Raw genomic sequence first — 13492 nt, forward strand, 5'->3', positions numbered from 1 at the left:
TAGGTTTGGAGCCCGTGGACCGGGCCTTCGCGGGAAAGCCTTATCGCCGATCAGATGGGGCGGCCAAGGGCTTTCGCCGCAACCCCGCCCAAAAGCCCGCCTCACCTGACGTATAAGGAATCGACAGCCTGACCCGGGAGCCGCAAGACAGGTGTTGATGGACGAAACGTCGCCGCCAAGCCGCGCCTGGGCCGCCCCGGCGAGGGAAGTCTTCCAGGCCTTCCTGGTCCAAGGCTTCACCGCGTTTGGCGGGCCGGTGGCGCACATCGGCTATTTCCGGCGCGAGTTCGTGGAGCGCCGCGCATGGCTCTCCGATGCCGCCTTCGCCGACCTCCTGGCGCTCGCCCAGTTCCTGCCGGGTCCCGCGTCCAGCCAGCTCGGCATGGCCATCGGCCTGCGCCGCGCCGGCTACCTGGGCCTCATCGCCGCCTGGGTCGGCTTCACGCTTCCGGCAGGCGCGGCGATGATCGCGCTCGCCTACCTGGCCCCGGACCTGACCGGCGGCTGGGGCGACGGGGTGCTGCACGGCCTGCAGCTGGCCGCCGCGGCGGTTGTCTTGAATGCGCTGGTGGCCATGGCGCGCACGCTGGCCGTCGGGCCGATCCGCGGCGGCATCGCCATCGGCGCGGCGGCGGGACTTTTGCTCTCCCACGGACCGGTCCCGCAGATCCTGGCGCTGATCGCCGGCGGCCTCTTCGGCTTCGCCCTGCTGCGCGAGCCTGCCGCGAGCGAACCTGACGATCCCGCGACGCAAGCGGTTCCGCCCGCGGTCTCCGTCGGCGCGCTGATGATCTTTATTCTTTTGCTCGGCATGCTGCCCTTCCTGGCCGCGCTGCTGGACAGTCCGAGCTTGGGCCTGGCCAGCGTTTTCTACCGTGCCGGCGCGCTGGTGTTCGGCGGCGGCCATGTGGTGCTGCCCCTGCTGCAAGGCGAGATCGTCGGCCGCGGCTGGCTGGACCAGTCGACCTTCCTCGGCGGCTATGGCGCAGTGCAGGCCCTACCCGGCCCGCTGTTCAGCTTCGCGGGCTTCGTCGGCGCGGCCCAGCAGGTCGCGCCCGGCGGCTGGCGCGGCGGTCTGGTGGCGCTGGGCGCCATCTTCCTGCCGAGCCTGTTGCTCGTCGTCGGCGTGCTGCCCTTCTGGGATCGCCTCAAGACGCAGCCCGCCGCCCGCGGCGCTCTGGCCGGGGTCAATGCGGTGGTGGTCGGCGTCCTGGCCGCGGCGCTGTGGAACCCGGTGCTGACGACTGCGGTGCGCCGCCCCAGCGACTGGGCGCTGGCGGCAGGGGCCTACGTCTTCCTGGCGGTCGCCAAGCTTCCGCCGTGGCTGGTGGTGGTCGGCTTCGCCGGCGTGATCGGGTTGTTTTCCCGCTAGACGCCGGCGGTCTGGCTCGGCGCTCCAACGCCCAGGAGGCGCGGCACGCCGAAATCGGCCAGCGTCGGCCAGCGGAAGGTCCAGCGCTTGCGGGCCGGGATGCAGGCCTCCAGCGCCGCGATCAGCTGCTCGGCGGGACCGTCGTTCAGGAAGTGGTTGGCGCCCGGCGTGCGAACGAAGTCGATCGGCCGGCGGGTCACCGTCTCCGCCGCCAGCCGCTCGGCCGCCTCGATGGGCGCGAAATCGTCGCGGTCGCCGTGGATCATGTGGATCGGGATATTGAGCCGGCTCAGCGCGCGCTTGGCATAGGTGAGCTGCGGCCGCTGGCCGGAGGCCTCGATCACCGCATGACGCAGGTCGCGCGGGATCAGGTTCAGCGCCCTCGAGCCCACGTCGATCAGCCAGCGCGAGGTCGGTCCGGTCTCGCCGAAGAAGCCGGAGAGCAGCACCAGGCTCTCCACCTTGCCCGGATTGGCCTCCGCCATCAGCGAAGCGATGGCCGCGCCGTAGCTCTGGCCGACCAAGATCACCTTCTGCCCGCGCGCCGTGGTCAGAAGGGGCGCCAGCGCCAGGGCCTGCGTCCGGATGTCGGCGACCGGCTCAGCCGGTTCCGACGCGCCATAGCCGGGACGGTCGACGACGATCATCTCGCGGTCGGCCGGCAGCTCGGCCAGGGTCTCGGCCCAGTATTCGGCCCAGGACGGCGCGCCGGTGATCACCACGATCTTCCAGGGCGCCGGGGCGGCGCGCGGCGTCTCCAGCGCGGAGATCCGCCAGCCGAGGCCCCCGCCGGCCATGAAGCTCGTGCGGCGCACCACCGTGTCGGGATAGTCGGCCGAGGTGGGGGCGTGTTCGGTGCGGCCGCGCACGGCGCTCTCGAACGATGCCCAGCCCATGGCCAAAACACCCTTTGGTCTCTTACGCGCCACGATCATGGGTGCCTCCTGAGGTGACGCACTCTCACCTAGGAATCCGGAACGCCCGCTTAAAGGGTTGGTTCTGCGCCGTTCATCTCAACTCGCTGTAAGGTGAGGCTCTGTGGCGAGACGGTCACGCAATTCGCGCTTCAGCACCTTGCCGGTCGGTCCGATCGGCAAGGCGTCGACGATCCGCACCTCGTCCGGCGTCCACCACTTGGCCACGCGGGCGGCCACGTGGGCTTTCAACTCCTGCGGGTCCGCCGTCTGGCCGGGCCGCAAGGTCACCAGCAGTAGCGGGCGTTCGTCCCACTTGGGATGCGGCACGCCCACGGCCGCGGCCATGGCCACCGCCGGGTGCGAGCAGACCGCGTCCTCGAGATCCAGCGTCGAGATCCACTCCCCGCCCGACTTGATCACGTCCTTGGCCCGGTCGGTGAGACGCAGGTAGCCCTCCTCGTCCAGGGTCGCGATGTCGCCGGTGTCGAACCAGCCGTCGTCGGTGAAGACCTCGACGCCGTCATGCTTGAAATAGGCCTTCGCGACCCACGGGCCCCGGACCTGGAGCTGGCCGACGCTCTTGCCGTCGCGCGGCTGCTCGGCGCCGTCTTCGCTTACGATGCGCAGGTCCACCCCCCAGAGGCCGCGGCCCTGCTTGAGCTTGCGTTGCTGGCTGACCTCTGTGTCCTCCCCGGCATGCTCCGGCAGAGGCGTGTTGATGACGCCCAGGGGAGACGTCTCGGTCATCCCCCAGATCTGGCGCACCTGGCCGCCCAGCCGGTCCTCGATGCGGCTGACCAGCGCCGCCGTGGGCGCCGAGCCGCCGATGGCGATGGTCTTAACCGAGGTCAGCCGTCCGCCGGTCTGGTCCAGGTGATCGGCCACGCCCACCCAGATGGTCGGCACGCCCAGCAGGAAGGTCACGCCCTCGGATGCGATCAGCTCAGCGATGCTGGCGCCATCGAGCGCCCTGCCCGGCAGCACCAGGGTCGCGCCCACCAGCGGGGCCGCATAGGGCGTGCACCAGGCGTTGGCGTGGTACATCTGCGCGCACGGCATCACCACGTCGCGCGCCGAGAAGTTGAAGGCGTCCGGCAGGCCCAGCGCCATGGCGTGCAGCACCGTCGAGCGGTGCGAATAGAGCACTCCCTTGGGATTGCCCGTGGTGCCGGAGGTGTAGCAGAGGCCCGAGGCCTGCCGCTCGTCGATCTCCGGCCAGTCGAACGCCGGCGAATTCGCCGCGATCAGATCCTCGTAGACCAGGGCGTCGCAGGGCGCGTCGCCCGGCAAATGCGCGACGTCGGTCATCGCCACGAACCGCTTCACCAGCGGCATGCGGTCCTTCAGCTCGGCCACCTGGCCGGCGAAGCTCAAGTCGAAGAACAGGAAGGCGTCCTCGGCGTGGTTCGCCACCCAGACGATCTGGTCGGAGTGCAGCCGCGGATTGACAGTGTGCAGCACTGCGCCGATCCCGGTCACCGCGAAATAGAGCTCGAAGTGCCGGTGCGTCGACCAGGCCAGGGTCGCCACCCGGTCGCCCGGCTTCACGCCCATGGCGATCAGGGCGTTGGCCATCCGCTTCGTACGCTTCAACGCCTCGGCATAGCCGTAGCGGTGGATTGGCCCCTCGACCGTGCGGTCCACCACCTGGCGGTCCGGATGATACTGGGCCGCATATTCCAGGATCGAGGGCAACGTCAGCGCCCGGTCCATCATCAACGCCTGCATGGAGCGTCTCTTCCCAAGGTCTTTCGATCACCCTAGGTCGCCATGATCCGCGCTGCCAGACGTCCCGGCCGGCGTCAGGCGGAGCCGGACCGGGGCGCCGGGGGGATCTTGGGCGTCACGCGTCGGCCATCGGGCAGGTAGCCGGCCATCTGGCGGTGTTCGATCGACCAGAGGCGGCGCCTGAGCAGCTCCTGGCGCTGAGGGTCGGTGCGCCAGAGCGCGGCGTAGCGCGGGTCAGCGCGCATGGCCGCAGGGAAATGCGCGACGCCGAAGGGCAGGCAGGACGGCCAGTAGACGGAGCGGCCGGCCAGCGCGCGGTCCAGCATCTGGATAGCCGGGCCCTCGGCGCCGGCCCAGGCGTACTCCATGGCGTAGATGAACACGAGGTCGACGCTGGCGCGGCCCTGGGTGGTGCCCAACAGGCCCGCGCCCAGGTCGTAGGCCGCGACGTCCTTGTCGACCAGGGCGATCAGCGCCGCCGGCCGCCCCTGCAACGCCTCGAGCCCGGCGCCCGCGCGGGTGAGCAGGGCTGCGACCGCCTTGGGCGGCGCGCCCTTCCAGATGTCGTCGCGCACCTGGCGGATGCGCGCGGCCAACGCCGGCGCGTCGGATTCGATCAGGCGGGTGAAATGGAGTTCGCGCAGCAGGAACAGGTTGTCGGGATTGGCCGCCAGCAGGCTCCCGTAGAGCGCCATGGTCCCGGCATGGTCGCCTAGCTGGTAGAGGGCGCGCGGCATGTCGAGCAGGCGCCACACCGTCTCCGGATCGAGCCGCACGATGGCGCGGGCGTGCTGCAGGTGCTCGAGCACCCGGCCGAGCGTGCCGAGCTGGTGGCCGTAGGCCCAGTGCGCCTCCAGGTGGTTCGGGGTCCAACTGCTGGGGTTCCCTGACCGGGGCGCTGGAGGGCGGGCACAACGGCCTCACCGGACTGATCACCTATCGCAGCGGGCCCGAAGGCGTCGTCGGCGTCGGGCGCTGGGACGACTGAGGCATTGGAGGTGCGCACGCGCGATGGCTCCAGGGACGGCGGATGAACCGGTTCGGCATCGGACTTGCCCTCGGGCTGGCGCTGGGCGGCGTCGGCGCGGCCCTGGCCTATCCGCTCGCCAGGGAAGGAGATCACTACGAGACCGGGTGGACTGTGCTGTTGCGGGGCGAGGCCCTCTGCCTGGACCCCTACGTCCGCCCCTCAGAGCGGGAAATCGAATGCCGGTCGCGGCCGCGGCCGTAAGGCTGCGCCGACGACAACATCTCCCCGCTGCCGATCGGCCCACGCCGATCGACACGGACACCTGAAGGGCGCGTCCCCACGCGTCCTTCTTTTTTGGCGGCGGCGACCCAAGCCCGGCCGATCAGCCAAGTGACCGCGGCGCCGATGGCGCGGACGTCGGCGACAGCCGACCGCTATCTCCCGTTCTCGACACCCTTGTGTTGAGGGGCGGGGTTGACCGCCCAGTCATAGATCGCCACCGCCTGGTCGATCGGCTCATTCAGGTCCTCGGGAAGCAGAAAGCGGTCCTTGACCAACTGCTTCGCCGCCGCCGTCACCTTGGCGACGTACTCGTCGCGGCTCTTGTAGCGCTCGGCGATGGAGAGCCTTGAATCGCCGCTCTTCAGCCGCTCTTCCTTGGTGCGCGGCATGGGATGGAATGAGCCCATCTCGCCGAACAGCTGGTCGGGCCGTCCGATCGCGGGCGAGCGGAAATTCCACCCCCCATAGGTGCCCACCGGCGCCGCGATCGCGGGCAGGCGGATGCCGGCGCGGCTGTTGCCGGCTTCATCCACCGCCGGCACCAGTCCGACATAGATCTGGCCCACCTTGGGCGGCTCGTTCAGCACGATGCCCTTGCTCCATTCCGGTCCGAAATCCAGCCGGTAGGTCTTGATGTTCGGCGTCGGGAACGGCACCCCCGGAATCTTGGGCCAGCCCGCCTTTGATGTCGGGACCAAAGTGCCGTCGGCGATATGCGGGATGCGGCTGTCTGGCGGCGCGACGCCCTTGGTCACCCAATCGTCCATGTCCTTCAACAGCGCGCGCACGATGGGATTGCGGCTCACCGGATTGTTGAAGGCCGCCGCACCTTGCGCCTTCACCGGCGGGAAGGGCCCAAAGGCATGCGGCCCCGACGAGACGAAATAGATCCGCGTATCGGGCGGGGGCGCGATGTCATGCCTGCCGGTGACGTCGGTATGGATCAGCGAGCCGGCGCGGTTGAAATATTCCGAGTTGGAGAAGATGTGGAACAGCTTGGGCCGCACATGGTGCGCCTCGGCATTGCCCAGAAGCGAGCCCACCTCGCCCGTGACGGGGTCGGTCTCGACGCTATCGGTGAAGGGGAACATGTCCACCGGATAGAAGAAGTCGAAGAACTCCTCGGCGTCGCGCGAAGCCTGGCCGAAACGGTAATTGAACGAGCCTCTCCCCGCGCCGCCCACTTCGTCGATCACGCCGTCAAAGACGATGCGGTGTTCTTCGTCCTCGTTGAAGCCTTCGTAGAGGAACTGGCGCAGCACACGGCCCGACTGCGACACGCCCCAGCCAAGGGCATAGGTGATGCCTGGCATGGGATTGGCCGTGCTCTGGTCATGCTTGAGGAAGCTGATCACGTCGCGCGTGCCCGACAGCCCCGTCCCCGTCACGCGGGGATCCTTGGCGCGATAGACCACGTCATAGATGCGGCCCAGCTGGAAGCCGCCATCCAGCGAAACCGCGTCGCCGTTCACGAAATGCCATTTGGCGCGCGGGATCACCTGCGGCACGTCGGTGGGATTGTCCCTCACCGTCATCACATTGTCGGCGCTGTTCTCGTCGTCGATGGGATAGGTGAGATGATTTCGGTCGGCCAGCGACTGGGTGGGCGAATGATCGTCGGGGACGAAATCGGCCCTGACCAGCCCGGTGATCTTCTTCCCGTGATCGGCGGCGATGGGCATGTCCATGCGCATCTGCCCCGGAGGCACGTCCCATTGCCAGCCCATCCAGAGCAGGGTCCAGCCCTGGTTCATCAAGGCGCCGTCGCCGATTTGCTGGGCGTTCGTCGGGTCCGCGCTGCTCGTGGCTTTCTGGAAATAGCGCAGCATGGATTTGTTGCCGCGATTGCCCACTTCATAGAAGAGGCGGTGATTGCCCTTTTTGGGGTCCGCCGGCTTCAGCATGAAGAAGTCCGCGGTGAATTCCACTTCGCCTTGCGCATTCTTGGGCGCCAGGTCCAGGTCTACGATGGACTTGTTGATGGCAAGCTTGGGGTCGAGCGCGAAATGCACCTTGCCCACTAGCTTCTCGTAGGAACCCGCGGCGCCGAACGTCTTGCCGCTGAGGATCGGTTCGCGCCGCAGGATCTCCAGACGCACCACGCGGGCATCCGCGGCTGTCGCGATGAGCGAGGCGCACAGCGCCCCCATGGCAAGCCATTTCTTGATCATGCATATTTCCCGAGTTCGGTATCCGGCCAACGGCGGCCGCTCGCGCGCGGCCGCCGGCGCGCCGCTCACTGGGTCGGATTGCTACGAGTTCTGCACCGGCCGGCGCAATGGACGCGGGCCTTGGCGGCCATGAATAGCGGTCACTTGCCTGGTGATGGGGCAATCCGGCTGGAAACTGCCGACACGCCCGATCTGACGGCGCCGTAAATCCGGCCGGCGCGCGGACCCCTGGGAATGTCTGCTCCTGGCTCGGGGGCCAATTCCGCGCCTGCCGCCAAGGCGAACCGCCGCCTAAGCCGCCATCCGCGCCTTGAAAACCCCGTCCGGCAACCGCGCCGCCCGCGCCGGGTGGATGAAGAAGTAGTCCTTCCAGGGCTGGTTGCTGGCGGCGTCGAAGCGCTCCTCCAGGCGGTCGCCGTTGAGGGCGAACATGCGGTAGCCGCGGCCCCGGAAGAAGGCCACCACCTGCTCGGCCGTGCCACCGAAGCGGGCGGCCAGCATCAGGGGGTGGATCTCCAGCATCACGTGGGGTCGGTCACGGTCGATGACGCCGCGTGCGCCAGACAGCGCGATCAGCTCGGCGCCCTCTATGTCCATGCGGATGAAGTCGACCTCGCCGATCCCGCGTTCCTCGCAGAAGCCGTCGATGGTGACCACCTGCGCCGGCTCGGTCTCCAGACCGGTGTCCTGCAGGTCGGGCCGGACCTTGCCGTCGGGGGCCGCCTCGGCGACGAAGGCGTAGGCGCGGCCCATCCGCCCGGTGATCTTGCGCGGCGTCACCAGCACCATCTCGCCTGGCTTGTCGCCCACCGCGGCGTTGACCGGCGTCACCTGCCTGCCGATGCCGTGCCAGGCGACGGTCAGCTTCAGCACCGCGAAGGAGAAGGCCGCGGGCTCGAAGGCGTAGATGGTCGCCTTGGGCGCCACCTGGGTCATCACATAGGAATGCCTGCCGTCGCTGGCGCCCACGTGCAGGCACACCGGCGCGCCGGACAGCAGATCGGCGATGTAAGGGGTCTCTGGCTCGTGCTTGCGCCACGTGAGATTGCGCCGCCAGGCTCGGAAAGCGTGCCCCAACACGCGGAACGAAGGCATCGGCTAACCCTGGGCCGCCACTGTGACGGGACTTGGGCCCCCGTCGCCTCGGGCAAACGCGCGGACGACGGTCATCATGTAGTTCACCTCGGCGTCGTGGCTCTGGCTCCAGCGGCCGGTGAGCGGGTCGAAGACCACGCCATAGGGACCGTCCACCGCCAGCGATTCGCCGTCCAGGAATCCGCGCAGCTCCTCGGGCTTCAGGAACTTCGACCAGTCGTGGGTGCCGGCCGGCAGCCAGCGCAGCACATATTCCGCGCCCACCTTGGCGAGTGCGAAGGCTTTCAAGGTGCGGTTGAGGGTCGCGACGATCATCAGCCCGCCGGGCGCCAGCATGGCTCCGCAGTCGCGCAGGAACTGGGCCGGGTCGGCCACGTGCTCGATCACCTCCATGTTGAGGATCACGTCGAAGGTCTCCCCGGCCGCCAGCAAGGCCTCGGCGGTCGAACAGCGGTAGTCGATGGAAAGCCCCTGCTCGGCGGCATGGGCGCTCGCCGTGCCGATGTTGCGCTCCGAGGCGTCGACGCCGGTGACCGCAAAGCCCAGGCGGGTCATGGGCTCGGAGAGCAGGCCGCCGCCGCAGCCGATGTCCAGCAGCCGCAGCCCCTCGAACGGCCGGCGCGCGCGTTCGTCACGGCTGAACCGGTGGAGCGCCTGGTCGCGGATGAATGCCAGACGCGTGGGGTTGAACTTGTGAAGGGGCGCGAACTTGCCCTTCGGGTCCCACCACTCGGCGGCGATCCGAGAGAACCGCTCGACCTCGGCGGGATCGATAGAGGTGTGGATGGTCATCACTGACTATCTAGCCGTCATCGGAGGTGAAGCGAAGAGCGCCCTGCGCCCTTGTGGGAGGATCACTGCATTGCGGCATCGGATCGTCGTCGCTAGAACGGCGCCCTCTTGTTGACGGGGGTCCGGCGCGAAGTGTCCCGGCTGGTGATGAAATTCGGCGGCACCTCGGTGGCCGACCTCGAGCGCATCCGCCGGGTCGCGCGGCTGGTCAACGCCGAGCGCGCGGCGGGCCATCGTGTGGCGGTCGTGGTCTCGGCCATGGCCGGCAAGACCAACGAGCTGGTCGCGTGGACCGACGGCTCAGGCGCCGCCGCCCAGGGCCTGACGCCATCCGACGACGAATATGACGTGGTGGTGGCCTCCGGCGAGCAGGTGACCGCGGGGCTCTTGGCCATGACGCTGCGCAACATGGGCGTGCCGGCGCGCTCCTGGATGGGCTGGCAAATCCCGATCATCGCCGACGAGGCCCATGGGCGCGCGCGGATCGACGACGTCGAGCCCGACAAGCTCATCGCGGCCATGGACTCAGGCGAAGTGGCCGTCATCGCGGGCTTCCAGGGCGTCACCCGCGACGGGCGCATCGCCACGCTCGGCCGCGGCGGCTCGGACACCAGCGCGGTCGCCATCGCCGCCGCCGTGAAGGCGATCCGCTGCGACATCTACACCGACGTGGACGGGGTCTACACCACCGACCCGCGCATCGAATCCAAGGCCCGGCGCCTGGCCAAGATCTCCTATGAGGAGATGCTGGAGATGGCCTCACTCGGCGCCAAGGTGCTGCAGACCCGCTCGGTCGAGCTGGCCATGGCCCAGAACGTGCCGGTGCGGGTGCTGTCGAGTTTCGTGGAGCCGGGCGAAGCCCCCGGCCAGGGCACCATCGTGTGCGACGAGGAAGAGATCATGGAAAAGCGGATCGTGAGCGGCGTGGCCTACAGCCGCGATGAGGCGAAGATCAGCCTCTTCGGCCTGCCCGACCACCCGGGGGTGTCCTCGACCATCTTCGGCGCGCTGGCCGACGCCAACGTCAACGTCGACATGATCGTCCAGAGCCACGCGCGCACCGCCGACACCGCCAACATGGAGTTCACGGTCGGCAAGCGCGACGCGGGCCGCGCCGTGGAGATCGTCCGCGCCGCCCAACCGCAGATCGGCTTCGACGACGTGGCGGTGAACGACGAGGTCGCCAAGGTCTCGGTGATCGGGGTCGGCATGAGGAGCCACACCGGCGTCGCCAAGACCATGTTCGCCGCCCTGGCCGAGAAGGGCGTCAACATCCAGGTGATCTCCACCTCCGAGATCAAGATCAGCGTGCTGATCGACGCGGCCTACACCGAGCTCGCTGTGCGCGCCCTGCACGCGGCCTATGGGCTGGATCAGCTCTAGGCGGTTTCCGCAGTACCGGTCAGTCGGAACGCCGCCCAGGTCCCGGCCGCCGCCAGCGGGATCACCGAAGCGAACACCCAGAACGAGATCGACCCGCCGTTGTGCGCTGTGATCCCGCCGGTGAAGCCGGCCAGGTTCGCCGCCACCCCGCTGATCGCCGCGCCGGCCGCGGCTCCGGTCTGCCGCACAGCGGTGATCGCCGAGGAGCCGATGGCGCGGTCGTCGTCGGAGAGCGCGGCCAGCAGGCGGCGGCTCATGAATGACCAGGAGAAGCCGAAGGCCGCACCCATCAGCGCGCCCCCGACCAGCACCCAGGCGAAGGCCCCGTCGGCGAGGGTCCAGGCCAGCACCGCCAGGCTGGCGATCAGCAGCAGGGTCCCGATTCGGATCCAGCGCCCGTCCCAGAGCCCCGTCGCGCCGGCCACCAGCATGGCGGCCAGGGTCCAGGCCGCCGACTCCGAGCCGATGGCGTAGCCGGCCCAGAGCGGCGAGAAGCCGCGCAGGGCCTGCAGCAGCGGCGGGGCGTAGATGGCGAAGCCCATGGTGGCCGCTGTCAGGGCGAACATGGCGAAGTAGCCGGAGCCGCAGACGGTGCGCAGGTCTCCGGCGCGATGCGGCAAGAGCCGCACCTTCGCCCGATGGTCGATCCAGATCACCAGGGTCAGCACCGCCAGGCCCGCCAGGACCAGCCCGACCGCCAGCGCCGGCGCCTTCACCACGTCGGCGACGGCGATGGCCGCGACGCCGACGCCCAGGACAGCCAGCTGCAGCCACGGGACGCCCGGCCCGCCGCCGGCCTTGGCCGCGCCGCGCAGCAGCAAGGGCGCCGCGGCGCTGAACACCGCCGCCTGCAGGGCGAACAGCCAGAAGACGTCGCGCCAGGTCCCGGCCTCCAGCACCGCCCCGCCGAACAGCGGCCCCAGCACCGTGGCGATCCCCCAGATGAAGGTGACGCTGGCGAACACACGCGCCAGATGCCGCTCGGGGAACATCAGCGCGATGGCCACCATGGCGAAGCCAGAGATCCAGCCCGAACCGAGGCCCTGGATCAGCCGGCCGATCAGGAACGTCGCCACGTCGGGCGCCAGCGCGCTGACCACGCAGCCCGCGGTCATGATCACGCCGGCGACGGCGGTGGCCCGGCGCAGGCCGAAGATCTCTGAGACGCGTCCGGCGCTGGCGCCGGCCAGGATCGCGCCGACCAGGAACCCGGCCGTGGCCCAGCTGAAATAGGCGTAGCCGCCCAATTGGGCGCCGACGCTGGGCATGATGGTCGCGGTGACCAGGCCGTCGGCGGCGTTCAGCCACACGCCAAGGCAGATCAGCGCGAACCGTGGCAGCCGCCCGTCGGCCAGCAGGTCCGCCCAGGTGTTGCGGGCGGGTCCGGTCTCGTCCATCCGAGCGCTCTAGCCGATGGCGGTTCTCAGCGCGCCCCCTTGGCGGAAGATTGGGCGGCCCCCGGCGTCGGCGGCTTGAAGCCCGGATACCAGTGGGTCGCGGTGCCGGCGGTCACGTACCAGCTCAAGAGCAGGGCGCAGATCAGAGCGCCGGGCACATAGGAGTTGGTCCGCCGGTAGGTGATCGCCGCGATGGCGCCCACCACCGCCAGCAGCGGCACGAACTGGATCGCCACGATAGTGTTCAGGGGCTCGGTCCGCGTGAACAGGAAGCCGGTCTGGAAGAGCGTCGCATATTCCACCGCCAGCAGGACCACGAAGCCCAGGGCCATGGCGATCTTCCAGCCGCCCACCTGGACGTAGAAGCCCTCGCCCTTCACCGCCAGGTTCGCCGCCAGCGCCCGGAGCGCCACCAGAAAGAACACCGCCCACAGGATGAAGTACGGGATCGCGATGAGGGCGTGGCGGGCGTCCAGCGGATGCAGGCCCAGGACCCAGAAGCGGTAGTCGACCTTGAACACCGCATTGACCGCGACCAGCGACAGGTAGCCCACTGCGATGGTGGCTGCTGCGATCGCCGCCGACTTCAGCCAGTCGTTGCTGAAGCTGGGCTTGCCGCCGCGCAGCACGAAGCTGAGCGCCAGCGTGATCAGCGCATTGGCCAGCGCCCAGACAATGAGCTGGTTCTGGATCGACTGCGGGAAGAGCTGCATCGGGAAGAACAGGTTCCCGAACTTCATGAACGGATAGAAGGTCAGCGCCGGGACCGCGGCGGTCAGCACGAAGGCCAGCCACCACTTGCCGCCCCTGCGCTCGGCCGCCGGGGTCGGCGCCTGGTTCAGGCTGGCGAACAGCGGGACCATCAGCAGCACCTCGAAGGTCCCGATCAGCAGCAGGACGAAGCCGACGAAGCCGACGCCGGTGCCCACGTCCTTCCACAGCCAGATCTGGTCTCCTGGCGGCAGGGGATTGGCTTCCCCCTGCAGGGTCTGCTGGAACCAGTTGACGGCGTCGCCGACGCCGGCGCGGCTGAAGTGCTCCCACGGGTGGGTGACCGGCGGGTTTTCCAGCAGGCGGGCGCTGCCGTCGCCGATCGCGCCATAGATCTTGCCCGCCAGGATGGGTGAGGGCTGGCCGAACACCTTGGCGAGCTTCTTCGAGGTCGGGACCAACGAGCCCTTTGGCACGCCCCACATCAGCGGCGCGAACTCGTCGAACTGGCCATAGACCACCGCCAGGTCGTTGAGCTTGGCCGGCCCTTTCGTCCCCAGGAAACCGGGCGTCGAGCCCTCGAAGACGATGGCCTTGTAGCCGTCCGGCTGGGCGGCGGCGGCGGCGGTGATCGGCACTCCGCCCATGGAGTGGCCTTCCAGCCCGATGTTGGT

General features: G+C 69.1%; 11 protein-coding genes. 3 read left to right on the top strand and 8 right to left on the bottom strand.

Annotation, left to right across the window (positions count from 1 at the left end; translation table 11 throughout):
- The first annotated feature begins 157 nt into the window (after positions 1-157).
- Positions 158-1372: a chromate efflux transporter gene (gene chrA / locus E8A12_RS14825; protein WP_293370132.1), complete on the top strand. Its 1215-nt coding sequence runs from the start codon at positions 158-160 to the stop codon at positions 1370-1372.
- Here the strand turns inward: chrA and E8A12_RS14830 are convergent.
- From E8A12_RS14830 to E8A12_RS14840, 3 genes are all read right to left on the bottom strand, one after another.
- Positions 1369-2307 carry an alpha/beta hydrolase gene (locus E8A12_RS14830; protein ID WP_293370135.1) on the bottom strand — a complete coding sequence of 313 codons (939 nt, stop codon included), beginning with the start codon at positions 2305-2307 and terminating at the stop codon, positions 1369-1371. The genes chrA and E8A12_RS14830 overlap by 4 nt on opposite strands.
- A 78-nt stretch (positions 2308-2385) precedes the next feature.
- Complete coding sequence (locus tag E8A12_RS14835; RefSeq protein WP_293370137.1) at positions 2386-4017, bottom strand: long-chain fatty acid--CoA ligase; 1632 nt, start codon at positions 4015-4017, stop codon at positions 2386-2388.
- A gap of 74 nt (positions 4018-4091) precedes the next feature.
- Positions 4092-4826, bottom strand: coding sequence for a hypothetical protein (locus tag E8A12_RS14840; protein WP_293370140.1), 735 nt, complete (start codon positions 4824-4826; stop codon positions 4092-4094).
- A 221-nt stretch (positions 4827-5047) separates the two neighbouring features.
- Here E8A12_RS14840 and E8A12_RS14845 point away from each other — a divergent pair, with 221 nt between their 5' ends.
- Positions 5048-5248, top strand: coding sequence for a hypothetical protein (locus E8A12_RS14845; RefSeq protein WP_293370142.1), 201 nt, complete (start codon positions 5048-5050; stop codon positions 5246-5248).
- Between the two features lie 173 nt (positions 5249-5421).
- Here E8A12_RS14845 and E8A12_RS14850 read toward each other — a convergent pair whose 3' ends face one another.
- From E8A12_RS14850 to ubiG, 3 genes are all read right to left on the bottom strand, one after another.
- The gene (locus E8A12_RS14850; RefSeq protein WP_293370145.1) at positions 5422-7440 is read right to left on the bottom strand and encodes an alpha/beta hydrolase domain-containing protein; all 2019 of its coding nucleotides are present in this window, start codon (positions 7438-7440) and stop codon (positions 5422-5424) included.
- Positions 7441-7731: 291 nt separating this feature from the next.
- Positions 7732-8535 (bottom strand): FkbM family methyltransferase, encoded by an 804-nt coding sequence (locus tag E8A12_RS14855; protein ID WP_293370147.1) that lies wholly within the window; start codon positions 8533-8535, stop codon positions 7732-7734.
- Between the two features lie 3 nt (positions 8536-8538).
- Positions 8539-9327, bottom strand: a complete 789-nt coding sequence (gene ubiG / locus E8A12_RS14860) for a bifunctional 2-polyprenyl-6-hydroxyphenol methylase/3-demethylubiquinol 3-O-methyltransferase UbiG (RefSeq protein WP_293370150.1) — start codon at positions 9325-9327, stop codon at positions 8539-8541.
- A gap of 132 nt (positions 9328-9459) precedes the next feature.
- On the opposite strand from ubiG, the gene E8A12_RS14865 reads away from it, so the two are divergent.
- Positions 9460-10710 (top strand): aspartate kinase, encoded by a 1251-nt coding sequence (locus E8A12_RS14865; protein ID WP_293370153.1) that lies wholly within the window; start codon positions 9460-9462, stop codon positions 10708-10710.
- On the opposite strand, the gene E8A12_RS14870 is transcribed toward E8A12_RS14865, so the two are convergent.
- Entirely contained in the window at positions 10707-12107 is a 1401-nt protein-coding gene (locus E8A12_RS14870; protein ID WP_293370155.1) for an MFS transporter, read from the bottom strand. The two genes, E8A12_RS14865 and E8A12_RS14870, sit on opposite strands and share 4 nt — an antisense overlap.
- Before the next feature lie 26 nt (positions 12108-12133).
- Positions 12134-13492: hypothetical protein (locus tag E8A12_RS14875; protein WP_293370158.1), on the bottom strand; the 1359-nt coding region annotated here is incomplete at its 5' end.

The sequence above is a fragment of the Phenylobacterium sp. genome, assembly GCF_004799395.1.
Lineage (GTDB): Bacteria > Pseudomonadota > Alphaproteobacteria > Caulobacterales > Caulobacteraceae > Phenylobacterium.

Excerpts from the sequence above, each read along its gene's own strand:
- chrA (WP_293370132.1), top strand. The coding sequence starts at position 158 with ATGGACGAAACGTCGCCGCCAAGCCGCGCCTGGGCCGCCCCGGCGAGG.
- E8A12_RS14830 (WP_293370135.1), bottom strand. The coding sequence starts at position 2,307 with ATGATCGTGGCGCGTAAGAGACCAAAGGGTGTTTTGGCCATGGGCTGG.
- E8A12_RS14835 (WP_293370137.1), bottom strand. The coding sequence starts at position 4,017 with ATGCAGGCGTTGATGATGGACCGGGCGCTGACGTTGCCCTCGATCCTG.
- E8A12_RS14845 (WP_293370142.1), top strand. The coding sequence starts at position 5,048 with ATGAACCGGTTCGGCATCGGACTTGCCCTCGGGCTGGCGCTGGGCGGC.
- E8A12_RS14850 (WP_293370145.1), bottom strand. The coding sequence starts at position 7,440 with ATGATCAAGAAATGGCTTGCCATGGGGGCGCTGTGCGCCTCGCTCATC.
- E8A12_RS14855 (WP_293370147.1), bottom strand. The coding sequence starts at position 8,535 with ATGCCTTCGTTCCGCGTGTTGGGGCACGCTTTCCGAGCCTGGCGGCGC.
- ubiG (WP_293370150.1), bottom strand. The coding sequence starts at position 9,327 with ATGACCATCCACACCTCTATCGATCCCGCCGAGGTCGAGCGGTTCTCT.
- E8A12_RS14870 (WP_293370155.1), bottom strand. The coding sequence starts at position 12,107 with ATGGACGAGACCGGACCCGCCCGCAACACCTGGGCGGACCTGCTGGCC.